Annotated in this window: 23 protein-coding genes; 10 read left to right on the top strand and 13 right to left on the bottom strand. The window is 35.5% G+C overall.

The features are described from left to right. Window positions 1–133 precede the first annotated feature (133 nt). The 6 genes from FLA105534_RS04525 (at window position 134) to FLA105534_RS04500 (ending at window position 4150) form a co-directional block, all read left to right on the top strand. On the top strand, window positions 134–1123 hold the full coding sequence (locus FLA105534_RS04525) for an aspartate-semialdehyde dehydrogenase (RefSeq protein ID WP_173964844.1): 990 nt from the start codon (window positions 134–136) through the stop codon (window positions 1121–1123). Between the two features lie 191 nt (window positions 1124–1314). After that, the gene (locus tag FLA105534_RS04520) at window positions 1315–1941 is read left to right on the top strand and encodes a hypothetical protein (RefSeq protein ID WP_173964843.1); all 627 of its coding nucleotides are present in this window, start codon (window positions 1315–1317) and stop codon (window positions 1939–1941) included. Between the two features lie 143 nt (window positions 1942–2084). Beyond that, window positions 2085–2549 (top strand): DUF7832 domain-containing protein, encoded by a 465-nt coding sequence (locus tag FLA105534_RS04515; protein ID WP_173964842.1) that lies wholly within the window; start codon window positions 2085–2087, stop codon window positions 2547–2549. Window positions 2550–2646: 97 nt separating this feature from the next. After that, complete coding sequence (locus FLA105534_RS04510; RefSeq protein WP_173964841.1) at window positions 2647–3003, top strand: DUF5713 family protein; 357 nt, start codon at window positions 2647–2649, stop codon at window positions 3001–3003. 85 nt (window positions 3004–3088) lie between these two features. Next, complete coding sequence (locus FLA105534_RS04505; RefSeq protein ID WP_173964913.1) at window positions 3089–3598, top strand: DUF4303 domain-containing protein; 510 nt, start codon at window positions 3089–3091, stop codon at window positions 3596–3598. 48 nt (window positions 3599–3646) lie between these two features. Beyond that, on the top strand, window positions 3647–4150 hold the full coding sequence (locus tag FLA105534_RS04500; protein WP_173964840.1) for an SMI1/KNR4 family protein: 504 nt from the start codon (window positions 3647–3649) through the stop codon (window positions 4148–4150). Between the two features lie 68 nt (window positions 4151–4218). On the opposite strand, the gene FLA105534_RS04495 is transcribed toward FLA105534_RS04500, so the two are convergent. The 4 genes from FLA105534_RS04495 to FLA105534_RS04480 form a co-directional block, all read right to left on the bottom strand. Next, window positions 4219–4536 carry a 2Fe-2S iron-sulfur cluster-binding family protein gene (locus FLA105534_RS04495; protein ID WP_026982672.1) on the bottom strand — a complete coding sequence of 106 codons (318 nt, stop codon included), beginning with the start codon at window positions 4534–4536 and terminating at the stop codon, window positions 4219–4221. A 59-nt stretch (window positions 4537–4595) separates the two neighbouring features. Then, on the bottom strand, window positions 4596–5078 hold the full coding sequence (locus tag FLA105534_RS04490) for a hypothetical protein (protein WP_173964839.1): 483 nt from the start codon (window positions 5076–5078) through the stop codon (window positions 4596–4598). A 217-nt stretch (window positions 5079–5295) separates the two neighbouring features. Further along, the gene (locus FLA105534_RS04485) at window positions 5296–5535 is read right to left on the bottom strand and encodes a NifU family protein (RefSeq protein ID WP_026982674.1); all 240 of its coding nucleotides are present in this window, start codon (window positions 5533–5535) and stop codon (window positions 5296–5298) included. An 89-nt stretch (window positions 5536–5624) separates the two neighbouring features. Continuing rightward, entirely contained in the window at window positions 5625–6755 is a 1131-nt protein-coding gene (locus FLA105534_RS04480) for an Mrp/NBP35 family ATP-binding protein (protein WP_173964838.1), read from the bottom strand. A 417-nt stretch (window positions 6756–7172) separates the two neighbouring features. Here FLA105534_RS04480 and FLA105534_RS04475 point away from each other — a divergent pair, with 417 nt between their 5' ends. Next, window positions 7173–8792 carry a L,D-transpeptidase family protein gene (locus FLA105534_RS04475; protein ID WP_173964837.1) on the top strand — a complete coding sequence of 540 codons (1620 nt, stop codon included), beginning with the start codon at window positions 7173–7175 and terminating at the stop codon, window positions 8790–8792. A gap of 62 nt (window positions 8793–8854) precedes the next feature. Here the strand turns inward: FLA105534_RS04475 and FLA105534_RS04470 are convergent, their stop codons facing one another. From FLA105534_RS04470 to FLA105534_RS04460, 3 genes are all read right to left on the bottom strand, one after another. After that, entirely contained in the window at window positions 8855–11284 is a 2430-nt protein-coding gene (locus FLA105534_RS04470; RefSeq protein WP_173964836.1) for an ABC transporter permease, read from the bottom strand. Between the two features lie 147 nt (window positions 11285–11431). After that, entirely contained in the window at window positions 11432–12139 is a 708-nt protein-coding gene (locus FLA105534_RS04465) for an ABC transporter ATP-binding protein (RefSeq protein WP_173964835.1), read from the bottom strand. Between the two features lie 219 nt (window positions 12140–12358). After that, window positions 12359–13606, bottom strand: a complete 1248-nt coding sequence (locus FLA105534_RS04460; protein WP_173964834.1) for an efflux RND transporter periplasmic adaptor subunit — start codon at window positions 13604–13606, stop codon at window positions 12359–12361. Window positions 13607–13764: 158 nt separating this feature from the next. On the opposite strand from FLA105534_RS04460, the gene FLA105534_RS04455 reads away from it, so the two are divergent. Both FLA105534_RS04455 and FLA105534_RS04450 read left to right on the top strand, forming a co-directional pair. After that, window positions 13765–15111: a sigma-54-dependent transcriptional regulator gene (locus FLA105534_RS04455; protein WP_173964833.1), complete on the top strand. Its 1347-nt coding sequence runs from the start codon at window positions 13765–13767 to the stop codon at window positions 15109–15111. A gap of 67 nt (window positions 15112–15178) precedes the next feature. Then, window positions 15179–16504 (top strand): sensor histidine kinase, encoded by a 1326-nt coding sequence (locus tag FLA105534_RS04450; protein ID WP_173964832.1) that lies wholly within the window; start codon window positions 15179–15181, stop codon window positions 16502–16504. Between the two features lie 164 nt (window positions 16505–16668). On the opposite strand, the gene FLA105534_RS04445 is transcribed toward FLA105534_RS04450, so the two are convergent. The 5 genes from FLA105534_RS04445 to FLA105534_RS04425 all read right to left on the bottom strand — a co-directional run bounded on the left by FLA105534_RS04445 (window position 16669) and on the right by FLA105534_RS04425 (window position 21078). Beyond that, on the bottom strand, window positions 16669–16995 hold the full coding sequence (locus tag FLA105534_RS04445; RefSeq protein ID WP_173964831.1) for an MGMT family protein: 327 nt from the start codon (window positions 16993–16995) through the stop codon (window positions 16669–16671). Between the two features lie 203 nt (window positions 16996–17198). Then, entirely contained in the window at window positions 17199–17834 is a 636-nt protein-coding gene (locus FLA105534_RS04440) for a LysE family transporter (RefSeq protein ID WP_173964830.1), read from the bottom strand. A 41-nt stretch (window positions 17835–17875) separates the two neighbouring features. Further along, on the bottom strand, window positions 17876–18553 hold the full coding sequence (gene trmB / locus FLA105534_RS04435; RefSeq protein WP_173964829.1) for a tRNA (guanosine(46)-N7)-methyltransferase TrmB: 678 nt from the start codon (window positions 18551–18553) through the stop codon (window positions 17876–17878). Between the two features lie 388 nt (window positions 18554–18941). Beyond that, window positions 18942–20324, bottom strand: coding sequence for an ammonium transporter (locus FLA105534_RS04430; protein ID WP_173964828.1), 1383 nt, complete (start codon window positions 20322–20324; stop codon window positions 18942–18944). Between the two features lie 262 nt (window positions 20325–20586). After that, a complete protein-coding gene (locus FLA105534_RS04425) occupies window positions 20587–21078 on the bottom strand; it encodes a nuclear transport factor 2 family protein (protein WP_173964827.1) in 492 nt (163 codons plus the stop codon). A gap of 219 nt (window positions 21079–21297) precedes the next feature. Here FLA105534_RS04425 and FLA105534_RS04420 point away from each other — a divergent pair, with 219 nt between their 5' ends. Then, on the top strand, window positions 21298–21975 hold the full coding sequence (locus FLA105534_RS04420; protein WP_173964826.1) for a hypothetical protein: 678 nt from the start codon (window positions 21298–21300) through the stop codon (window positions 21973–21975). Between the two features lie 308 nt (window positions 21976–22283). Here FLA105534_RS04420 and wrbA read toward each other — a convergent pair whose 3' ends face one another. After that, window positions 22284–23444 carry an NAD(P)H:quinone oxidoreductase gene (gene wrbA / locus FLA105534_RS04415; RefSeq protein ID WP_173964825.1) on the bottom strand — a complete coding sequence of 387 codons (1161 nt, stop codon included), beginning with the start codon at window positions 23442–23444 and terminating at the stop codon, window positions 22284–22286. Window positions 23445–23830: the final 386 nt, after the last annotated feature.

The raw sequence follows: 23830 nt of genomic DNA, 5'->3' as shown, positions 1-23830 counted from the left end.
AATTGGGGCGGTTTTTTTTACTATTTGTTTGTTTTGTAACATTTTGTTATTTTTTGTGAAGGGCGTTGTTTTGACTTTTATTATGTATACTTTTGCATAATAAAATAAATTAATTCATACTAAACATATAAAAATGAGAATAGCAGTCGTAGGTGCCACTGGTATGGTTGGCGAAGTAATGCTTAAAGTTTTAGCAGAAAGAAATTTTCCTGTTACAGAGTTAATTCCGGTAGCTTCTGAGAAATCAGTAGGAAAAGAAATCGAGTATAAAGGAACAAAATATAAAGTGGTAGGATTGCAAACAGCAGTTGATATGAAAGCTGATATTGCTGTTTTTTCGGCTGGAGGAGAGACTTCACTGGAATGGGCACCAAAATTTGCTGCAGCCGGAACAACTGTTATTGATAATTCTTCGGCATGGAGAATGGATCCGACTAAGAAATTGGTAGTTCCGGAAATCAATGCTTCGACTTTAACCAAAGAAGATAAAATTATTGCAAACCCAAACTGTTCAACCATTCAAATGGTGTTGACTTTGGCTCCATTGCATAGAAAATACAATATTAAAAGAGTTATCGTTTCTACTTATCAATCAATCACTGGAACTGGTGTAAAAGCGGTAAGACAATTGGAAAATGAGTATGCTGGAGTTCAGGGAGAACTGGCTTACAAGTACCCAATTCACAGAAATGCTATTCCACATTGCGACAGCTTTGAAGAAAACGGATATACTAAAGAAGAAATGAAATTAGTTCGTGAGACTCAAAAGATTCTTGGGGATAACACGATCAGAGTCACAGCTACAGCGGTTCGCGTACCGGTTGTTGGCGGACATAGTGAGGCTGTAAATGTTGAGTTTACGAATGACTTTGATGTAAACGAAGTTCGTGAAATTCTGCACAATACTGATGGAGTAGTAGTACAGGATAATTTAGATACCTTTACCTATCCAATGCCATTATACGCAGAAGGTAAAAATGATGTTTTTGTTGGTAGAATTCGTCGTGACGAAAGCCAGCCAAATACTTTAAACCTATGGATTGTTGCTGATAACCTAAGAAAAGGAGCTGCAACCAACACGATTCAAATCGCTGAATACTTAATTGCAGCTGGTTTGGTATAAACAGAGATTAAATAAAATTGTTATAGAGAGAAAACCGTAATTGCAGTAATGCAGTTGCGGTTTTTTTGTATTATGCTAAAAGTCTTATTACGATATTCTTATGGCTTATTTGAGTGATTGGATTTAATCATTAGAATTATTTTTGTTATTTAAATAAATGTTTAAGAGGGTAATTAAATTATGAGATTGAAATGGATATGAGATGTGATGAAAATGAAGGAATAAAAATTTTAAGAGATTTCGCAGAAGGGACTCTTGGAGTTAGGGATTTTGAAAGCCAGATTTATACCAACAAAAAATTAGAAGAAGTTCTTTTAGGTTCAGGTTTGAACTGGCAAAACACGTATATTAAGAACACAACTCCGTTTCTTTATTTAGCTGAGATTAATTACAATAACTATGCAGGAAGGCTGAATGCTCATGGTTTTGTACAGCTGTTTTTAGAGAGAAAGAATATTACATTTTCGGAGTTTAAAGGATATTCGGATGAATTTGATTTAATTTCGGTTTCTGAACCCAAATACATTGATGCTTGTTCTTCTTTTATTGAAAAGTATATTTTGCCACAAGATAAAAGTTTAACCAAAAAAGAACAGAAAGAGAAAATTAAAAATAATTTTGCTAGCCTTTTTAAGTTTCAAAGTAAACCACCAAAATGGATACAAAGTCCCGATTGGATAATTAAAAATGACAAACCTTTATTTTTTCTAGGTCAATTTGATATTAAAAATTGTAATCACTTTCATGATGATGGAAGTGTGTATTTATTTGTAGATACAGAAACAGGAGAAATTGAAACCGTAAAGCAATTCTACTGAATAATGTCATTAAAGTAATGTAGTTGCGTTTTTCTTGTATTGTGTTAAAAGTCTTATTGTAATAGTCTTATGGCTTATTTGAGTGATTGAATTTATTTTTTATAATTAGGTTTGTAATTCATAAATTTATAAAATAACAAAGTATGGCAAAGTATGATGATGCCTCCTGGCATTATGGAGGTGATTACCCGGATGGATTACCTGATGAAAACGCTTCAACTCATATAGGTATGTTTTTAACATGGTGCATAGACCATGATCTCTTGTCTGAGGAGCATTTGGAAGGTTCAGAAGAGGAAATTGATGCTGTGAAAAATAGAGAATTGACAGGAGCTGAATTTCTGATTAGCAATTGTGACGAAAAATTTACCCAGTATGATCTTAATGATATAGGAAATGCATTTGCTAAAGCTTATTATGAAGATGAATCGAATTTTGCGAAAAAATTTGGAGCATACTGTGACGATTATGCAAAACATTTTGATAAGGAAGCAGAAAAAAAAGGGTTTGAATATGAATCTTTTTATCATGTTGAAAACACTTGGGAGAATTATAATTCATTAAAACCAATTATAGATTCACGTTTTGAACAATGGGAAAAGTATTAAAAAAGATGATAATGAACGCTGATTCTGTGGATATGGATATAGAAATTTTAGCTATAATAGTGGGAAGGAGTTTTAATAATAAATAATTAAGTAAAAGATGGCAAAAGACGAGAAAAGTTTAAATAACGAAACGATGCAGAATTATTCATTCTTGAGCGAAATGTATCAGGATAGATACTTCCCTGAAAAATGTGTTGATAAAGGTAAAAGAATTTTAATTGACTTATGTTTTCAGATTGAAGAAGAAAATCCAAAAGACTTAGGAGGGTTGTACAAACTGACACATTCTGCAACAGATAAATTCAATGATTTACAGGAAGATTTCGATGAAAATGACAGTGAAATAGAAACTGTTGCAAGAGATTGTATAGGTAGAGATTTTGAATTTATTGCATTTTCATATGGCTTTAAAGATGCTGACACAGAAGAGCTAATAGCAACTAGAGATTGGTAAAATGTTAAATTAAGGAATGGGTGCTGTTGATTGTATATGATTTGAAATTTTATTTCTATGGATAAACTGAAAATAAAAAAAACAGATAATTGATTTTACAATTCAGGGAGTAAAGGCATTTTTAAGAGAGAATCCTGCACTTGAGTTCTATGCTTTTGCTTATGATTGTAATGCAGAGTATGCAGAGCTGAGTTTGTGTTTTAACACATTGTCAGATTTCGAGGAAACCCTGCATCATTACCAAAACGGAAGTTTTTCCGAAAAGTATAATTCTGATGAAGGAATAAATGATATAAAATATAATACAGGGGATTGGGAGTATCAGTGTTTTGAAACGATAAATGTACTGTCTGAAGAGCAATTGAATCAGATATTCAATAATTTTCCTGATGATGATTATAAGTATTGGAATCAATTTAAAGAGAGTTTAATGGAGTTATTTTGCGAATGTTTACTTGAGTTTGAAAACTCAGATGTTTTTAAAAGCATACCGAAGAGTGATTCGTTTCTTTTATTATGTATGGATCATGACGATGATTTGCAGCTTGCACAGGAGAGGTTGGAAAGAGTGAAATTTCAATTTAAGAATAGTTAAATTTCGAAGTAAAAAGTATTATTTTAGCTAGTAGAAAAACAAAAAGGGATGAACTTCAATAATTATAAAATAATACCCAATTACAAGACTAATAAGACCGATTTGTTCGTGGCCGATGAAGAAGAGATTCTGGCTTGTGAGAAAACCTTAAATATTGCTTTTGATGAAGATTACAAAGCATATGTTTCAGAATTTGGGAGTGGAATACTTGGTGGGACTTACGTGCGGATCTATCTTCCCGAAACGATAATACTAACCTTGGAAGAATGGAGAAGCCGTATAGCAGAGTATTGGTTCTGGGACGAAGGAAAAGAGGTGCTCACCAAAGAAGAAGTTTTGAATGCTGTTAGAATAGGGGATACTTATGATGGCGATGAAATTATTCTTTTTAAGAATGAATATTTTATTTTGCCAAGGCATAGCGAACTGATCTACAAAGCAGGAAATACACTTGAAGAAGCTATAACCTGGCTGTGTTCGTCAGGAATTCTAACAGAAGCATTTTCGGAAAGAGAATTTGAACCTTTTGATCCGGGCGAGTTACAAGCATAATCTTTAATTGATACAGCATTACAACTCATAAAAAAAGCGAGAATTTTAATTCTCGCTTTTTTTGTGTTTTAATATTCCGGGGCTAGTTCTAATTCCAGACCTTCTAATTCAGTAGTAATTGGAATCTGACAACCTAAGCGGCTATTTGATTTAACATAAAATGCTTCCGACAGCATGGCTTCTTCTTCATCTCCCATTTCTGGTAACGCAACATCATTTAAAACATAACATTGGCAGGAAGCACACATGGCCATTCCGCCACAGGTTCCTTCAACAGGAAGCTCGTATGCTTTGCACAACTCCATTATATTCATTGCCATATCAGTTGGAGCTTGTAACTCGTGTATAACTCCTTCTCGATCTTTAATCTTTATTAATACATCCATTTTAATTAGTGGAATTTTACTGATTCGGATTTTATAACGTGAAAAAATCCTTAATTATATTAACTGTTTTTGATACTAAATGCGTATTCTTTTTTATTGCCTTCTTTAAGGTGCATTTTTACACCAAGGATATTTCCGTTTTTCTCCAATATTGTAACTATAGCAATTACGGAATAATAATCTTTATCAGATTGAAAGACTAAAGTACCTTCATACGTTGAATTCATCACTCCTTGTTTGTCTGTTGTAACAGATACTTTTCTTGGGTGCGAAAATTGTGCAACACTATAGGTGGCTTTGTTGGCAAATTTTGCTTTTCCGCCACAGATGTCAAACAGAAAATCATAGTTTCCTATTCTAAGACTTCCTTCTTCGTCATTTGCGTTAGTCGAAAATACAATCTGACCAGCGTACTTAAAATCTGACCATTCTTCAGATTCATTTAGCCAGGCTTTATCAACAACTAGCGTCTGAGTGGTTTGTTGCGCATAGTTTACAGAAACACAAAATAATAATAAAAAAAGAGCGTAATACTTCTTCATAAAATTTAAGATTTAAGGGTTATGTCACAAATTTAGATAAATATGTCACAATTCCTTAACTAAAACTCTTAAATATTTGTATTATTTTTTGCTAAATACGCAATAACTCGCTTAATTAATATTGTTTTTTTGTGAAATTACAAATCAAACCATACAAAGCGCTATTATTCTTGTTAAATCGATAAAATCGAAATGCTGAGAAAAATTATGTTTTTTATTACATTATATTAACCACAGTTTCTATTTGTGGTGCATATTTCTTTATAGTTGTCTCAACTCCCGCTTTTAGCGTCATTTGATTTACACTGCAGCTGATGCATGCTCCTTCAAGACGAACCTTAACGTGTTTGTCATCGTCTATCGAAATAAGCGTAATGTCTCCTCCGTCAGAATTTAAAAAAGGTCTGATCTCGTCAAGAGCCAATAATACGTTGCTTGTTAATTCTTCTGTTGTCATAATTTTATCAATTAGAAAATTTGTCAATTAGATAATTGGACAATTATATACATTGTCTAATTATCTAATTTTCCCATTATCTCATTATATTAATTCTTTTTTACTGCTGAACAACCTGCCATAGTTGTAATTTTTATGGCTTCGGTTGCTGGTAAGCTATCGTTTCTGTTTACGGTTTCCTGTACAACATTTCGGGTAATTTCTTCAAAAACGGTTTCGATTGCCGAAGCAGTTTGCAAAGCAGCCGGACGACCATAGTCACCAGCTTCACGAATAGATTGTACAATTGGAACTTCTCCTAAAAAAGGAACATTTAAATCTTCGGCAAGATTTTTGGCTCCTTCTTGTCCAAAGATATAATATTTATTATCAGGTAATTCTGCTGGTGTAAAATAAGCCATGTTTTCTATGATTCCCAAAACAGGTACATTAATGTTGTCCTGCATGAACATCGCCACTCCTTTTTTAGCATCGGCCAAAGCCACAGCCTGAGGAGTACTTACTACCACAGCTCCTGTAATTGGTAACGATTGCATGATCGAAAGGTGGATGTCTCCTGTTCCCGGAGGTAAATCGATTAGCATGAAATCTAATTCTCCCCAATCAGCATCAAAAATCATTTGGTTCAGGGCTTTTGCAGCCATCGGACCTCTCCATATTACAGCCTGACTTGGGGCTGTAAAGAAACCAATTGAAAGTATTTTGATCTCGTAGCTTTCGATAGGTTTCATTTTTGATTTTCCGTCAACAACAATCGAAACCGGTTTTTCGTTTTCAACATCAAACATAATCGGCATTGATGGTCCGTATATATCGGCATCAAGAACCCCAACCGAAAAGCCCATTTTGGCAAGTGTTACGGCAAGATTTGCAGTAACAGTCGATTTTCCAACTCCGCCTTTACCGGAAGCAACGGCAATAATATTTTTGATTCCAGGGATAGCACGACCTTTAATTTCGTTTTTCTCCGGAGTTTCTACTTTAATATTTACTTTTATTTTTGCTTCAGGAGATACTAATTCATGAATTGTTTTTTTGATATCATCTTCGGCTCTTTTTTTGATATGCATTGCCGGCGTATGCAACACCAGGTCTACCACAACTTCATCACCAAAAGTAATAACATTGGCAACAGCGCCGCTTTCAACCATATTTTTTCCTTCTCCGGCTATAGTGATTGTTTCTAGAGCTTTAAGAATTTCTTTTCTGTCTAATTTCATTTTAATGGACTATTTTCGATTGATTGAAATCGATTTAAAGTATTGTATTTATTTAAACTGATTTCAGACTGCAAAGATAACAGATTATGTTCGGATTCAAACCCTTTTTAAATTGTATTTATTGATATTGAGATTGGTCAAAATGATTCTTATAGGCCTTTTTTGATTTCGGAATGTAAAAAAGGATAAGTCGTATTGTATTTACAGGCAAATATTTATAGAAAGCATAACATGAAATCAGGTTAAATTTAAGAATAAGGTCGTTAAAATGTCAATAATCTTAGCTATATTTGAGTACCCCAAATTTGCGATTCCTAACTATTCTGAAAAGTATGTGAAAACTTGTCTTTGGGTAAATTATAGGTTTTTGGTATTTTTTGAATAAAATTTATTTTCTAAAATTTAAATCTGAAAAATATGCGAAATTTTACTTCTTTGTCTGTAATTATTATTGTTAGTTTTTTGCTGTTTTCTATTGAATCTTTCTCCAAAGAGAGCACTGTAAAATATGAAGTTAAGGGGCTTGAGAATGTCTTGGCATCCAAAAAGTATTTTTCTAAAATTGCTGTTGATGCTGAATCAATCAATCAGTTTTACAAAAAGTATCCCAATTTAAAAAAATACCAAAGCGATGTTCTGGATCTTTACAAGAAAAAAGAATATAAAACAATCTGGTATGACGATAAGAGTGTGAGCGAATTTGGGGCGTTGCTGTATCACAAAGTACGCTTGCTTAATGAGCAGGGAATTAAAGCTACCATGCCTTATATGGATTTGGTAGACGACGTTTTTAATGAAAATGTCACAAACGAACTTCCTCAGATTGATACGGAACTTTTACTATCTAATATGTATGTGTTTTATGCCAGCAATGTCTATTCAGGAGTTGATCCGGCAACACTAAAAAAAATAGGGTGGTTTCTTCCGGCAAAAAGTATTTCTTATTCCAAAATATTGGATTCCCTTATGGTTGATCCCGACCGATTAAACAAAGATGAAAATCTTTTATTTGGACAATATTATAAGCTTAAAGCGGTATTGAAAAGATACAGAACGATCGAAAAAAATAATAAGTGGACAAAAATTGATATTGATAGTGTTAATTATAAAGACCTGAAACCTTTTGACAGCGGTATAACGGTCCAACAAATCAGACAGCGTTTGTTTGTGGTTGGTGATCTGGCACAGGACTCGAAAAGTCATTTATATGATGAGGAAATGATGGCTGGAGTTTTAAAGTATAAAAAGAGATATGGGCTTAAATTGAATTATGCGATAACCCGTGATCATATCAACCAAATGAACGAACCCATTGGGAATCGTATTAAAACGATCATGTTGAATATGGAACGCTGCAGATGGATACCAACAACATTGGCAAAGGCCAGTGAATATGTGATGGTTAATATTCCTTCTTTCAGGCTGATTTATGTGAAAAACGGTAAATACGAACTGGTCTCAGATGTTTTTGTAGGTACCCGAATGACGGAGACTGTAATTTTCAGTGGTAATATGGATCGAATTGTATTTAGTCCGTATTGGTACGTTCCACAGAGTATCATTAAAAATGAGCTGAAACTGAAAATGGCGGAAGATAAAAATTATCTGGCTGATCATAATATGGAGTGGAACGGAGGGAATGTTAGACAAAAACCAGGGCCTAAAAATTCTTTGGGATTAGTCAAATTTATGTTTCCAAATCCCAATGATATTTATTTGCATGATACTCCGGCCAAAAGTTTATTTGAGTTTGAAAAACGTATTTTCAGTCACGGCTGTATTAACGTAAAGGAGGCAAAAAGTTTAGCTCTTGCCATTTTAAAAGATAATCCGGACTGGCCTGTAGATAAAATTGATAAGGCAATGAGTGGAGAAAAAGAAACCACCTGCATGCTGAAAACCAAAATTCCAATTTACATAGGATATTTTACGGCCTGGGTAAACGATGATGGAGAAATTGGTTTTTACCCTGATGTTTACGACAGGGATAAACAACTGGATAAGTTATTGTATTCAGATTCTGTTGTTTCGAAATAGGAAAAAGAAACCCGCCACATCGTAATGATTTGGCGGGTTTCTTAAAAAAATGGTCTACAAGTTTATTCGTATTTTAAATATTTTAAGATATCGATCTTTGTTACCTGATAGGCTTTTGCTAAAACGATCATTAGCGTTAAAGCCAGCAGAGAGGCCAAAGCGATACTAAATGGAATTACCGAGACTCCAATTCGGAAGGCAAAGTTTTCCAGCCATTTTTGTAGCAAAATATATGCCGGAATGATGCCAATTACAAATCCCAGTAAACAAAAGCCAACATATTGCTTGGATAATTCTTTTAATAAAGCATCTGTTTCAGCGCCCAATGTTTTTCGAATGGCAATTTCTTTTAGTCTTCGTTCCATTGAAAAGGACGCCAAAGCAAACAATCCGAAAATGGCGATGATGATTACTACAAGATTTAAAATGAAAAACAGATTTTTCTGTTTTACCTGTTCCTGATAGGTTCTGGCAAAGCCTTTATTGACAAATTCGTATTCAAAAGGATAGTCTTGGTTGATGTTTTTCGCCCAGAATTTGTCTAATTTTGATAAGGTTTCGGTTAAGTTGTTCGGAGAAACTTTCACATAAATATTATCATAATTATTCCACTTTAAAGTTTTAAGATTGATAAAAACCATTGGTGGTACTTTGTCCTGTAATCCCGTGATGTGAAAATCCTTTACAACACCAACGATTTTAAATTTCATGTTTCCTTTTTCATTTCCCCAACCCGATGTTATAACCGTATTAATAGGGTTTTTAAGACCTAATGTTTTAACAAGAGTTTCGTTTACCAGCCAATTGTCAATGGTATCCGAAGCAAATTTTGGAGATAAATCGCGTCCCTGAACAATTTTTATTTTCATCATATCGAGAAAACCAAAATCCATTTCGACATTTCGGGATTGTACAAAAATACTATTGTGTGTAAATCCTGAACTGGAGTTGGTGCTATTTCCAAAAGAACCGGCAAAGGTGGATACATCTGTAACCCCTGGCATTTTTAAAAGTTCTTGTTTTGTGGTTTGATATTTAAGGAATTTCTTGTCGTATTCCTGATAATTAAAAGGAATTTTAATAACCTGATCTCCACTAAAACCAAGATCCTTATTCATCATATAACTTACCTGTGAATTCACGATTAAAGCACCAATGATAAAAAAAGTGGCAATACCAAACTGGAAAATAAGCATCGAATTTCGAATCCAGATACCGCTTTTACTTCTGGAGAAGTTTCCTTTTAAAACCTTAAGTGTTTCGAAATTTGAGATGTAAACGGCAGGAAAAACACCTGCAAGAACGATTACTAATCCAATTATAAAGAGGAGCTGCAGGTAAAATTCATTGCCATTCAGGGTCAGGGATTTTTTCAAAAAAGTATTGTAGTACGGAAGAGAAAGTTCTACAATTGCCAGAGCAAAAATAATGGCTAAAACTACTATTATCGCGGTTTCGAAAATAAACTGCAGAATGATCTGCTTTTTAGTGGCTCCCACAATTTTACGTACACCCACTTCTTTGGCACGTTTTATTGCTGAAGCTGTCGCTAAATTGATGTAATTGACCAAAGAAAGCGCCAGAATCAAAATAGAGAGACCGACCATAATGTAAAGCAATTGCAGATTTCCTTTTCCTTCCGGAAGATTTGCTCCCTGTGACGATTTTGTACCGTGCAAACGGGTATCGCTTAATTTATCTAATATTACAGTTGTCTGTCCATTTTCTTTTACATACTGTTCCGGAGTCTGTCCGTTGGCTTTTGCATCTTTTAAAGTTCGGTTAACGTAATCTACATTTTGTATTTTCTTTAAAACAGTTGCAATATCAGCTCCTTTTTTAACTTTAATCATTAAGCCATAATTAAAGTTGCCCCAACTTTGCTCGTCGCCATCACGGGTAACTCCGCTAAAAACGTAATTGGGTTCAAAAGCCGAGGGAGCTACAATTTTATAAACCGATTTTACCGTGTAATCTTTGTAATTATAGGTAATTGATTTTCCAATTGGGTCTTCGTTCTTAAAAAGTAATTTTGCTGTTTCTTCTGATAACGCCACACTGTTTTTCTCTTTCAGAATATTGGTTTTGGCTCCTTTTACGATAGGTAGCGGAAACATATCAAAAAAGCCATTGTCGGAAACAGCAATTTTTTTGTGAAAGAATTTTTGCCCCTGATATTTAATCATATCATTGCTATACCAGGAATTAAAAAAACAGATCGATTCTATTTCGGGAATTGTTGCTTTACAGGTTTTTCCGAAAGGAATACTGCTGGAGGCCCAGGTATCTCCTGTTGCTCCAATTTTATTCAAAACCTCATAGACGTTATCTTTTTCAGGATTCCATTGATCGTAGGCATTTTCGTTATTCCAGTATAAAATGGCGAAAATCACTCCGGCAATTCCAATGCTTAATCCAAGGATATTTAAAAACGAAAACAATTTGTTTTGCTTCAAATGATATATAAATATTTTAAACCAGTTAAAAATCATGTTATATTTTTTATAGTTGTTATAGTAGCTTTTAAAATAGTCTTACAGGTTTTGCTATTAGCCAGATTTTATAGGATTGATAGTATTTTGCAAACAAATCCCATCAGGATTATGACTGCGGTTACAATAAATTTGATCATTTTATTTTTATTTAGCGTCCATAAAAACATCAACATTACGCTGATTAAATTTTTCAGAGAATATCACACCATCTTTCATATGAATCGTTCTTTGCGAAAATGAAGCGTCATAATCAGAGTGGGTAACCATTAAAATGGTAGCTCCTTTAGCATGCAAATCGGTTAAAAGTTCCATTACCTCATTACCGTTTTTACTATCTAAGTTTCCGGTTGGCTCATCGGCCAGAATAATTTTAGGATCGTTTACAAGAGCTCTTGCAACGGCAACTCTTTGCTGTTGTCCTCCGGAAAGTTGTTGTGGGAAATGTTTAAGACGGTGTGAAATATTTAGTTTTTCGGCAATAGCCTCAATTTTTTGTTTTCTTTCAGAAACTTTTACATTGTTGTAAATCAAAGGCAATTCGATATTGTCATAAACCGAAAGTTCGTCGATCAGGTTGAAATTCTGGAAAATAAAACCAATGTTTTCTTTGCGGACATTTGCTCTTCCTTTCTCTTTTAAACCAATCATTTCCTGATCTAATAATTTGTAGCTCCCGCCCGATGCACTGTCCAAAAGCCCAATGATATTTAGTAAAGTCGATTTTCCACAACCAGAAGGCCCCATAATGGTTAAAAAATCTCCTTTTTTTATCTCTAAAGAAATGCCGCTTAAAGCTGCCGTTTCTACTTCTTCTGTTCTAAAAACTTTGGTTAGGTTTTGAATGGTTATCATAAGTTTTAAAAATTTAGTTGTTGTTAATTCTATTTTTTGATTGATGATTGATGATTGAAACTTTGTGTATTGTAAAATGTTAATTGTAAAATGTAAACTGTGAACTGTGAATTGTGAACTGTGAATTGTGAACTGTGAATTGTGAACTGAGACTGCGACTGAGACTGCGACTGCGACTGAGAACTGCGACTGAAAACCGCGACTGAAAACTAAAAACTCCTACTGAGCGCGATTAATCGATAACTCTTCAATGTCTTTATAATCGGTATAAGATGAAGTAATGACAGATTCTCCTTCTTTTAAACCTTCCAACACTTCGTAATACGATGGGTTTTCGCGGCCTAGTTTTATGTTTCTTCTTTCGGCTTTGTTTCCTTTTACTACAAAGATCCATTTTCCGGCTGTTTCCTGATTGAAACTTCCTTTTGAAACCACAAGTGTCTTGTTCTTTTCGGACAGAATCAGTTTTACCCCAAAACTAAGCCCGTCTTGTAAAGTGATATTTTCTTTGGAGATAAAAGCCAGCTCCACTCTAAAGTGGCCGCTTTTTACTTCCGGAACCACTTTTGTAACTAACACTTCCAGATTTTTCCCTTGAAACTCTACCTGGCCTTTTAAGCCTTCGCGTACTTTTTCGAGATAGAACTCATCTACATCAGCGGTTAACTTATACCCCTGTTTAGAATCGATTTTTCCGATACTTTCGCCTGCCTGAAAAGTTTTTCCCAAAACAGGTTGAAAAGAAGTCAGTCTGCCCGTTTCAGGTGCTGTGATTAAAAAGTTCTTTTTATTGTTTCTTAAAATATCCAGGCTTTTCTCCATAGTCTGAATAGAACGGTTGATTTGAGAAATTTGAACCTGATTGGTTTGTTTTTCTTTTTGAATACTTTGCTGGATCGTTCTTTTGCGCTCGTCCTGAAAACGCAGACTTTCTTTAAAATTATTCCAGTCATTTCTCGAAATCACATCTTTTTCAAACAATTTCGCGTTCATATCGTACAGCCTTTTGGCATCATTATAATCATGTTCGATTAAAACCAGGTCTTTGTTTAAGTTTAATTCCTGATTTCTAATGTTCAGTTTCCCTGTATTTAGATTGTTAATTTGCTCGATAATTGCTGTTTCCTGAGTCAGATAGTTTAGTTCTGTGTTTGGATTGAACAAGCGGGCTAAAGACTGACCTTTGGTTACCATTGCACCATTTTCAACAAAAATTTCTTTTACAGATCCGCCCTCGGTAACATTCACAAGCATTACATTAAGAGGTTCTACTTTGGCCTGAAAAACAACGAAATCTTCAAAGAAATCTTTTTCGACTTTCTGAATACTTAGTTCATCTGCTTTTACGTTTAGACTTCTTTTGGTATTAAACGAGAAAAATACGATTGTTGCCAAAACTAAAAAAACTCCAATTGCTATTGTGAGATATCTAAATTTTCTATTTTTACGAGGAATTAACTTGTCCATTTTTTTAAATAATTTACTGATTACCAATAGGTAAATACTGTGCCATAAAAATTATCATTTGTAAAGTGTTGATTTTAAAGAAGCTTTAAAAACCATCCAAAATAGAAGTGTTCGGAAATGAACAGTTGACCGTTCAGAATCGGACAAAAAAAGACAGCATGCGAAAAAAACAAGCCCAAATATTAATCGTTGACGATCAGGAAGAAATTCTTTTTTCGGCAAAAATGATCCTCAAAAAACATTTTGAAACCATTTTCACGACAAATAGTCCTAAAAAAATCATTTCAATTTTAAGTGAAAATGAAATAAATGTGGTTTTGTTAGACATGAATTACCGGATTGGTTTTGAAGACGGACGCGAAGGAATCCATTGGCTGAAGGAAATAAAAACGCTTTCGCCGCAAACGATTGTGATCTTAATGACTGCTTTTGGTAAAATTGATACCGCAGTTGAAGGAATCAAAATTGGTGCTTTCGATTATGTTTTGAAACCCTGGAACAACGAAAAATTACTGGAGATCATTGATAAAGCAGTAATTGAAAGTCGAAAAAACAGTAAAAAAGAAATAGTTGAAAAAACGACCAAAAGTTATTTTACAGGAACTTCTCTAAAGATCAAACAAGCCTATTCGATTGCCGAAAGAGTAGCTAAAACGGATGCTAACGTTTTGATACTTGGTGAAAACGGAACCGGAAAATATGTTTTTGCAGAGTACATTCATCTGAATTCAGAACGTAAAGAGCGCCCTTTTGTACATGTCGATCTGGGTTCGCTGAGTGATAATTTATTCGAGAGTGAACTTTTTGGTTATGCCAAAGGAGCTTTTACAGATGCTAAAACCGATACGGCCGGAAGATTTGAAACGGCTTCGGGAGGTACGATCTTTTTGGATGAAATAGGGAATATTCCGCTGCATCTGCAATCTAAGTTACTGCACGTTTTGCAAACTAAAACCGTAACCCGCTTGGGAGAGAGCAGAGCAAGGCCACTAAATGTAAGGATTATTGCTGCTACAAATGCCGACATAAAAGCGGAGGTGAAAAATAAAACATTTCGTGAAGATTTGCTGTACCGCATCAACACGATGGAGATTTATCTGCCTTCTTTACGCGAACGAAAAGACGATATCGTTCCGATGGCTAATTTTATTCTGGATAAGATTGCCGAAAAATACAATCAGGAAAATTGGCGTTTTGAGGATAACGTTGGTCCTTATTTGGAGAAATATCCCTGGAAAGGAAATATTCGGGAGTTGGAGAATAAAATTGAACGCGCTTTAATTTTAGCCGATAACCAGACTATTTCGGTGACCAATCTGGATATTTTGGATTTCGAAGAATTTCAGGAAAATGATGAAAATCCGTTGTCTGAAATGGAAAGAAGTGCGATCGAGAAAACATTGTTTAAAAACAATGGCAACATCAGTAAAACAGCCGAAGAACTTGGGTTGTCAAGAGCAGCTTTGTACCGAAGAATTGAGAAATACGACCTAAAAAACACCTAAACTCAAAAGCTTTTTGAGGCAGACTTTAAGGAATGTTTTTTAAGCTGCGGGACTAAAAAATAAAATAATGAAGAACTGGAAATTTTATAACGCTTTGTTTGCAAGGGTGCTGCTCGTCATGATCCCCTTTTTCTTTTGTGTCTTTCTCATTTACAAAACGTTTTATTACAATGCGCTTCTAGTTGGTTTTGTGGTTTTGCTATTATTGGCCGAAATGTACTTTTTTGTTAAAAATCAGTCTTTGTTTTACGATAAAATGCTTCTGTCGATCTTGCAGAATGACTTTTCAAGTAATTTTCCCGAAGAACACAAAACAGACAATTTCAGGAATTTGTTTTTGTTGTATGATAAGCTAAGGTTTCAGCGACAGGAACAGACTTCAAAAGAACGCATCTATCAGTCTATATTAAACAACATTGATACCGCTACTTTAATTCTCGAGAAAGAAGGGGAGGATTGGAATCTTTTTTTAATGAACGATTGCTTTTCCAACTTATTTAAGGTGCCAAAAGTAAGCCATTGGAAATACCTTAAAAATTACCTGCCATCTCTTTGTGAGGAAATTGAAAAAATGGGTTTTACCGAATTGAAATCGGCTATTTCTATCAAAATTGAAGAGCAGGATTTGCAGACTTTTATGCTGCAGACCTCGCATACAAAAACGTACGACAAAGAGTATTTTATTATTTTGCTGGACAGTATTCAACGGGTCATTGAGAAAAAGGAGAAAGAAGCCTGGATTAATCTGATGAAAATTATCTCACACGAGTTAATGAACTCCTTAACGCCAATTCGTGCGCTTTCGCAGAATTTACTCCAAATCGTAGATCAGGAAGCATTGGAAGAGGATGATTTTGAAGATATCAAAAGCAGTATTTCGACGATTATCAATCGAAGTGATCATTTGCAGGCTTTTGTAGAAAACTACCGAAAACTGGCGATGCTGCCGACTCCGACAAAAAAAATGACTTCTATAAATGTTCTTTTTGAAGACTGTCTTCGGGTGATGAGTCCGATTTTAAAAGCGGAAAATGTTGAATTGGTAAACGAAATCAATAGTTCGAGATCGATTTTAATTGATAAAAGTCAGATGGAACAGGTGATTATTAATTTAATCACAAATAGTATTTATGCACTGAAAGAAAAGAATGAAAAGAAGATGTTTTTATCGGCTTATACCGAAAACAATCGTTTTTTTATTACCATTTCGGATAACGGAAAAGGGATCGATACCGAGATCAGAGATAAAGTTTTTCTGCCTTTTTTTACTACGAGAAAAGATGGTGCCGGAATTGGACTGACGCTTTCTAAAAATATCATCGAAGCGCATGGAGGCTACTTGAGTTATCAAACCGATGAAGACAGAACCAGTTTTGTGATTTGTCTGATTTAGTCAAGATATCAAAGAGTAAATAGTACGAAATATACGGTTCGCACAATCAAATTATGATTGTCATCTTTGGACTTTAAGATGCAGAAGGAAGACGGGTGCAGAGCCGTTTGGAACTAAATCTTGCGTCCCTTGCGCTTTCATTGCGTTCATTGCGGTTAAAAAAATTAAAGTTCGATTTCCGGCTGCCAGAAGTGTTTTTCAAAATCTATAATCTGATTGTCTATAACTTCGATGCCTTCGTTTTCGAGTAGCTGCTGCATTAAATTGGTTCCGTCAAAATGATGTTTTCCAGTCAGCAGTCCTTTTCTGTTTACAACACGGTGTGCCGGAACATCATCCATATTGTGACAGGCGTTCATTGCCCAGCCTACCATTCGGGCAGAACGGGCAGTTCCTAAAGCTTTGGCTATTGCGCCATACGAAGTTACTTTTCCGTGCGGAATTTGTCTGGCAATCGCATAAACTCTTTCAAAAAAATTATCTTCAGCCATAATTTGTAACACAGGTTAAAGGGTGAGAAATGATTTTACTAACGAAATTTTCACGCAGATTTTATGCATTAAAAAGAAGCTAAAAAAGCTTTTAATTTATTAAAGAAAAAGGATTTGCTTAATCTGCAAAATCTGCGTGAAACTAAAATTTTACAAACAAAGAAAATTACCTCTCGTCCTATATAATTTGAACTTATATTTTATTAGCTGAAATAATAATTCAAAATATTAAAAAGCGTCAGAAGAGCAATTAATCCTGTGATACTTCCAATGATGGTATTCATGTTTCGCATCAGATAATCTGTTTTTTTTTCGATTCGCCCAAAGAAACCGATGTAGCTGTATAGTGCAGCAAATGAACCTAAAACAGATCCGAATACAAAGGTAAAAATGATGTTGTTTTCGAATACAAAAAGGTGATAAGAAGCCAAAGTAACACTTACAACCACATAATACGGAATCGGGAAAAAGTTCAGTCCGGAAAGCAGCATTCCTAAAAAGAAGCGGCTCTTTTTGCTGCTCTTTTTAATCTTCGATTTTTTGGCTTTGGGTTCTTTAGCGATAAACAAAAAGTAAATCGTTAAAACAGAGAAAATAGCAAATCCCACTTCACGTAACAAAGTCACCACATCCGGGCGATTGTCGATAACCTGCGCAAATAAAACGGCTAAAGAAACCTGAAAAAAGATAACCAATACAGCTCCGGCAACAAACCATAAGGCATTTTTTTTACCCTCTTTCAAATTTACTTTGGCGGCAGTCATGTTGATCAGACCTGGTGGAATAATCCCAATGAAAGCAGCAAGAAAACCTGAAAGTAATGGGGTAAGTAATGCCATTCAGTTGTTTAATGGGTTTGAAAAACGTTTTTAAAATTAAATTAGTCTTTAATTTTGAAACGAATATACGTAATTGCCTTGTTAATCTCTAAATATTGTTTCTCATAAAAAGTCTGGAATGCAGTAACTTCTTCCGGGCTTCCTTCGTTTTTATACACATTATGATTTGCGTATAAAACTTCGTGACCTTCACCGTGAAGTAACCCTAGTGTATAACCGTGCATAAATTCGCTGTCGGTTTTTAAGTTTACAACACCGTCTTTTTTAAGGATTTTTTTATACAGTTTTAAAAACTCCGAATTGGTCATACGGTGTTTTGTTCTTTTGTATTTGATTTGCGGATCCGGAAAAGTAATCCAGATTTCGTCTACCTCATGATCAGCAAAAATATGATTGATCAGTTCGATCTGAGTTCGAACAAATGCAACATTATGTAATCCGTTTTCTACAGCGGTTTTAGCACCTCTCCAGAAACGGGCTCCTTTAATATCAATTCCAATAAAATTTTTGTTTGGATATCTTTCTGCTAATCCAACAGAATATTCTCCTTTTCCACATCCTAATTCTAAAACTAATGGATTGTCATTTTTAAAGAAATCAGAATTCCATTTTCCTTTCAAAGGCATTAAATCACCTACAACTTCTTCTCTGGTTGGTTGAAAAACGTTTTGAAATGTTTCGTTTTCTCTGAATCTTTTTAGTTTATTTTTACTTCCCACTTTTACAAAAATTTTCAGCAAAATTAAGGAATATAAACGAATGAAAATAGCACAATTAGCTTTAAAAGTTTTCCTTCACGAATTTTCATCAAGGATATTTTTTTTCGCCACGAATTCACGAATTAATTTAAGCGGTTTGGTCGGAAAAAATTAGTGCAAATTAGTGGAATTCGTGGCAACCTTTTTTTAGCCGCAGATTAACACAGATAAAAAATCGGTTAAATTCTTTTAATTTGTGGTAAGAGAAATAGTAAGAATATAAACGAATGCAAATAGCGTAATTACGTTCTAAAAGTTTTTCGCCACGAATTCACGAATTAATTTAAGCGGTATGGGCGGAAAAAAATTAGTGTAGATTAGTGGAATTCGTGGCGGGAGAAAAGATTTTTTATCCGTAATGTGGTTCTGCAATAGGTTTTAATTTTGGATCAAGCGTCTCATCGTGTTGGGAGAGATCCAGTCCGATATGCTCGTTTTCTTCAGAAACACGTAACGGAATAATAAAATTGGTCACTTTGAATAGGAAATAGGCTCCGAAGAAAGTAAAGATTGAAACTAAAACCAATGCCATCATATGATGTGCAAATACATTCCATCCTCCGTGTAGTAAACTTGCGTCTTCGCCATGGGCAAAAACGGCGGTTAAAATCATTCCCATAATACCGCCAACACCGTGACAGGCAAAAACATCAAGTGTATCATCGAATTTTTTCGAGAAACGACAATTTACAACCGAATTAGAAACCAAAGCCGTTATAAATCCAAAAAACATACTTTCTGGAACCGATACAAATCCGGCAGCGGGTGTTATGGCCACCAGACCTACAACAGCTCCAATGCAGGCACCAAGAGCCGAGACTTTTCTGCCGTTCATTCGGTCAAAGAAAACCCAGGTTAACATGGCTGCGGCCGATGAGGTTGTAGTTGTAGCAAAAGCCATTGCGGCGGTTCCGTTGGCAGCAAGAGCTGAGCCAGCGTTGAATCCGAACCATCCAAACCATAACATTCCGGTTCCTAACAATACAAACGGAATGTTGGTTGGAATATGTAAACTGTTTTTTCTTTTTCCTAAAACCAGTACTCCTGCCAAAGCGGCAAAGCCGGAACTCATGTGTACGACTGTTCCTCCTGCAAAATCTTTGACACCAAAATAACTTCCTAAAATACCTGTTGGATACCAAACGGCATGGCATAAAGGAGCATAGATGAAAAGAGTAAACAGACTGATGAAAATTAAATACGATATAAAACGAACGCGCTCTGCAAAGGATCCGGTAATAATTGCAGGGGCGATAATTGCAAACTTCATTTGAAACAAAGCAAAAAGCATAAACGGAATCGTACTCGCCAATTGTTTATGAGGCAAAACCCCCACATAATCCATAAAAGCAAAAGTAGTTGGGTTTCCAAAGAAACTATAAAAATGGCCTCCCAAGTTAAGTCCTACAGGATCGCCAAAAGCCAGACTAAAGGCAACCACAACCCACAGAAGTGTTACAACTCCCAAACAGATAAAACTCTGTAACATGGTCGAAATCACATTCTTCTTACCGACCATTCCGCCGTAAAAAAACGATAATCCCGGGGTCATGATCAAAACCAGGCAGCAGGAGGTTAACATCCAGGCAACATCGGCAGGAACGATATGATCGGTTGTGCCAAATTCAGCTAATACATAACTATTTTCGGTTACAGTTGGCCAAAAGGCACCGGTAATGCATACAATACTTATAATAATAAAGGAAATGATCCAGCGTTTTTCTATTTTCATTTTTCAAATACTTTATTTAACCCTATTTTTTATAGGGTCAAAGTTATAAAAAAATGAATATTCTGTGTTACAGGGCTTTAAAAATAGAGGTGCGAGTTGTATTTTAATCAATTTTGCAAAATCCAATCCGTTTTTTTGAGAGTATCTTATTTTACACTTCCAAAAAATGGGCAAAATTGTTAATTGTATTATAATGAAATCGCCACTACATCCTCTAAAGCGCTAGAAAAGTTAGGATTATAAAAAGAAAGTTCGAAAATGTTTATTTTTTTTGAAGCTTTGCAATAAAAACGTCCTCAATTGGTGCTTTAATTTTGATCGCAGCATCCACTTCTTCATTAGGAACCGTCATCGATAAAACATAATGTTGTATTTTCCAGTCTTTCCCTACTTTAACCAAAACTCCTGATCCGCGGCAAATTTTCATCTGAGTGTTTAGCAATTCGTCAAACCAGGCAATTTTTCCGGTTTTGTCAAAAAAGATATGACGTTCTAATGCTTTAAAATTCCAGGCAGTTCCTTTGTCAAAATAAGGTTTCGCCCAAACTTTAAAATCTTTTTTGTTCCAGTTTTCTGTAGCATCTGTTCCAATGAAAATCGCATCATCGGCCATTAAATCAAAATAAGCATCAAATTTCACCTCACCGGCAGCTTTGTGCCAGGCATCGATAGTTTGGTTGACTTTGTCTTTTTCAGAAGTTTGCGCGTTTGCAAAAGCAGTAACAAATAATAAAAGTAAGATTGATTTTTTCATAAGAGGTTTGTTTTGGATTTAAAGTTAGCAAAAAATATAGTTTAATCTCGCAAAGACGCAGAGCCGCAAAGCTTTTATTTTAAAACCTGCACGAAACATTAACTTTGCGTCTTCGCGTCTTCGCGAGCCCAATTCACCGGGCAAAACTTAAATTATCTTACATCACTTATGTGTTATAATATGATTTAGTATATTTGATAGTTTTTAAATCGATACATCATGAATCCAAAAATACTTATCACCTCATTAGTGCTTACCTCAGTCTTTTTAACTTCTTGTAAAAAGGAATTAGAGCCTCAGGAAAACACACCAAATTCTGAATTGGTAAAACTGGGACTGGCAAAAGATACGGCAAAAGTAAATTCAGTTGTTCAGACTCAGGCTCAGGCTCCTGTAACCGCAAATCCAAATACAGTTTTGAGTGCCAATGGCGGAATGAATCCTGCACACGGGCAACCCGGACATCGCTGTGACATTGCGGTTGGCGCGCCATTAAATTCGGCTCCAACACAAGGGCAAACAGCAACTGTACAGCCTACGCAGACCGTTCAGGTAAAACCGGGACAACAAAATGTGGTGACTACGACAACTGTCGCACCGGCAAAAGTGGCTAAAGGAATGAATCCTGCTCACGGACAACCCGGACATCGCTGCGATATTCCGGTTGGAGCACCTTTAAATTCTCCTGTAGCGGCCAAACAGCCTGCCGCCGCCAATACAGCTCAAAGCGGATCTTCTTCACAAACCTTTACCGTGACACCACCTGCAACAGATAATGCTGTGCCAGCTTTGTTAAGTACAGAAACGGCAACTGTAGCTGACGGAAAGAATCCTGTACATGGAAAACCGGGGCATCGCTGCGATATTGCAGTTGGGGCGCCATTACCAAAATCATAAGGAAGCCAAGAATTGTGTAAATAATAATCTGGGCGTGCCACCAATATAAAAAGGGGCTGACTATTGCAATCGCTTAGTCGCCCCTTTTTATATTGCTGTCGGGCTTTCGCTGCTACTTCGGTAGCTTAGCTCTATCCCTCACGCGAAAAACTAGGTTGTATTATAAAATATAGGTAATCCCTATGAGCGATGTCATTAAGCTAAGCTTTTTTAAGCACAATCTCCTTGCGATTTCAAAGTAAAGCGTAATTCACGAAACTTTGTGGCCTTTGCGTAATTCTTTGCGAACTTTGCGGTAAAATTTTCCTTTATTCAATTTCAAAAATCGCCTGAATTTCAACAGCCGAATTAATCGGTAACGAAGCCGCACCAATGGTTGCTCTGGCGTGTTTTCCTTTTTCTCCAAAAACCAAAGCCGTCAGGTTTGAAGCCGAATTCATAAGGGCTGCATGTTGCGTATATTCCGGAGTGGTATTAAAATATCCTGTTAACTGTACACATTGTTTTACTTTGTTCAAATCGCCACCGCAAGCTTCTTTCAAAACGGCCATTACATTTAGCATTGTTTGGTAGGTAGCTTCTTTGGCCTGATCATCCGTAACCGTTGCGCCAACTTTACCTGGATTCAAAATCTTACCGTCTTTTAAAGCCACCTGATTAATGTATACTTTATGATTTGAAATCGTAAACGGAACATAGTTTCCAACTGGTTTAGGAGCTTCAGGAAGTACAATATTATTGTCTTTTAATGTTTTGTTGATATCGCTTTTAGCTTCAATGGCAGTTGTTTTGACTACTTTATTACTTTCTGTGTTTTTCAATCCCGAAGCCACTCTTGCTAGAGCTTTTCCTTGCTCTTTAGCAAAATTCAATTCGCTTTGTGACGGACGTGTTCCAACAGATCCTGCCAATGAAGTTGCTCCAAACGGAGTATTTCCTTGCGGAACTGTTTTGTCCAAAGTGGCTGTTCCCATGATTCCGGTAGGCACAATCACCATTCCGTGAGACGCAAGAATATTCCAGAACGATAAAATCGCAGCTTCTTTTCCTGCTCCCGATCCTGCCGACATAAATACAGTGGCTGGTTTTCCTTCTAAAGCTCTTGAAGTCCAAAGCGGAATACTCTGACCGAAGAAGTAATTCATATCGGCACTAATATTTGCAAAGTGAATAGGGCTTCCAAAAGCGATTCCGTCATAATTTGCAAGCTCTTCGATGGTTGCAATTGGTAATTTCTCTACATCAACATTCAATTTTTCTTTCGGATTGATCGAAGGAACACGTTTTAGAATTGCTTTTGCATTAGGATATTCCTGAATTCCTTCGGCAATAGATTTGGCCATTTTATAAGTTCCGCCATTTTGAGAATAAATCAAAACCAGCACATTTGTTTCAGATGATTTTACTTGCGCATTTACGTCAAAGCCTATAAATACTGCGATTAATAATACGAGTAGTTGCTTTTTCATGAGGGTAATTTTTAATAATTTGTAATGGATAATCTCAATTAAGAAGCTTGTTTTTATTTCAAAAACTAAGTTCCACTTTTGGGACTGCAAAATTACTTCTTACAATATCAAAAAGCGTTATTATTATGTTAATCGTGTTTTGCTTTGCGTTGTTTGTTGTCGATGTTTTAACAAATCGTGAGTGTGAAAAACTTTTAAAGTGGGCTGAAAGCCCTAAAAGCAATAGCGTAATGCAACGCACTGCGAATTAAATCAAGAGTTGAAATTGCCCTGAAAGGGCAACAGCAAATAGACAATAAAGATTAAGGAAAACCGCAGTTTCTCATAAAAAATAATTAAAAATAGAATAAATGTTCCCTTTGAAATTAGGCTTTCGCCCTTTCAGG

Source organism: Flavobacterium collinsii (assembly GCF_902804485.1).
Lineage (GTDB): Bacteria > Bacteroidota > Bacteroidia > Flavobacteriales > Flavobacteriaceae > Flavobacterium > Flavobacterium collinsii.
Note: the sequence above shows the minus strand (reverse complement) of the source record. Positions and strands in the feature narration are given on the sequence as shown.

Coding starts and splice junctions, on each gene's coding strand:
- FLA105534_RS04425 (WP_173964827.1), bottom strand. CDS start 21,078: ATGAAAAAATCAATCTTACTTTTATTATTTGTTACTGCTTTTGCAAAC.
- FLA105534_RS04500 (WP_173964840.1), top strand. CDS start 3,647: ATGAACTTCAATAATTATAAAATAATACCCAATTACAAGACTAATAAG.
- wrbA (WP_173964825.1), bottom strand. CDS start 23,444: ATGAAAAAGCAACTACTCGTATTATTAATCGCAGTATTTATAGGCTTT.
- FLA105534_RS04495 (WP_026982672.1), bottom strand. CDS start 4,536: ATGGATGTATTAATAAAGATTAAAGATCGAGAAGGAGTTATACACGAG.
- FLA105534_RS04485 (WP_026982674.1), bottom strand. CDS start 5,535: ATGACAACAGAAGAATTAACAAGCAACGTATTATTGGCTCTTGACGAG.
- FLA105534_RS04510 (WP_173964841.1), top strand. CDS start 2,647: ATGGCAAAAGACGAGAAAAGTTTAAATAACGAAACGATGCAGAATTAT.
- FLA105534_RS04430 (WP_173964828.1), bottom strand. CDS start 20,324: ATGAAAATAGAAAAACGCTGGATCATTTCCTTTATTATTATAAGTATT.
- FLA105534_RS04450 (WP_173964832.1), top strand. CDS start 15,179: ATGAAGAACTGGAAATTTTATAACGCTTTGTTTGCAAGGGTGCTGCTC.
- FLA105534_RS04460 (WP_173964834.1), bottom strand. CDS start 13,606: ATGGACAAGTTAATTCCTCGTAAAAATAGAAAATTTAGATATCTCACA.
- FLA105534_RS04490 (WP_173964839.1), bottom strand. CDS start 5,078: ATGAAGAAGTATTACGCTCTTTTTTTATTATTATTTTGTGTTTCTGTA.
- FLA105534_RS04475 (WP_173964837.1), top strand. CDS start 7,173: ATGCGAAATTTTACTTCTTTGTCTGTAATTATTATTGTTAGTTTTTTG.
- FLA105534_RS04440 (WP_173964830.1), bottom strand. CDS start 17,834: ATGGCATTACTTACCCCATTACTTTCAGGTTTTCTTGCTGCTTTCATT.
- FLA105534_RS04470 (WP_173964836.1), bottom strand. CDS start 11,284: ATGATTTTTAACTGGTTTAAAATATTTATATATCATTTGAAGCAAAAC.
- FLA105534_RS04515 (WP_173964842.1), top strand. CDS start 2,085: ATGGCAAAGTATGATGATGCCTCCTGGCATTATGGAGGTGATTACCCG.
- FLA105534_RS04525 (WP_173964844.1), top strand. CDS start 134: ATGAGAATAGCAGTCGTAGGTGCCACTGGTATGGTTGGCGAAGTAATG.
- FLA105534_RS04480 (WP_173964838.1), bottom strand. CDS start 6,755: ATGAAATTAGACAGAAAAGAAATTCTTAAAGCTCTAGAAACAATCACT.
- FLA105534_RS04520 (WP_173964843.1), top strand. CDS start 1,315: ATGGATATGAGATGTGATGAAAATGAAGGAATAAAAATTTTAAGAGAT.
- FLA105534_RS04465 (WP_173964835.1), bottom strand. CDS start 12,139: ATGATAACCATTCAAAACCTAACCAAAGTTTTTAGAACAGAAGAAGTA.
- FLA105534_RS04445 (WP_173964831.1), bottom strand. CDS start 16,995: ATGGCTGAAGATAATTTTTTTGAAAGAGTTTATGCGATTGCCAGACAA.
- FLA105534_RS04455 (WP_173964833.1), top strand. CDS start 13,765: ATGCGAAAAAAACAAGCCCAAATATTAATCGTTGACGATCAGGAAGAA.
- FLA105534_RS04420 (WP_173964826.1), top strand. CDS start 21,298: ATGAATCCAAAAATACTTATCACCTCATTAGTGCTTACCTCAGTCTTT.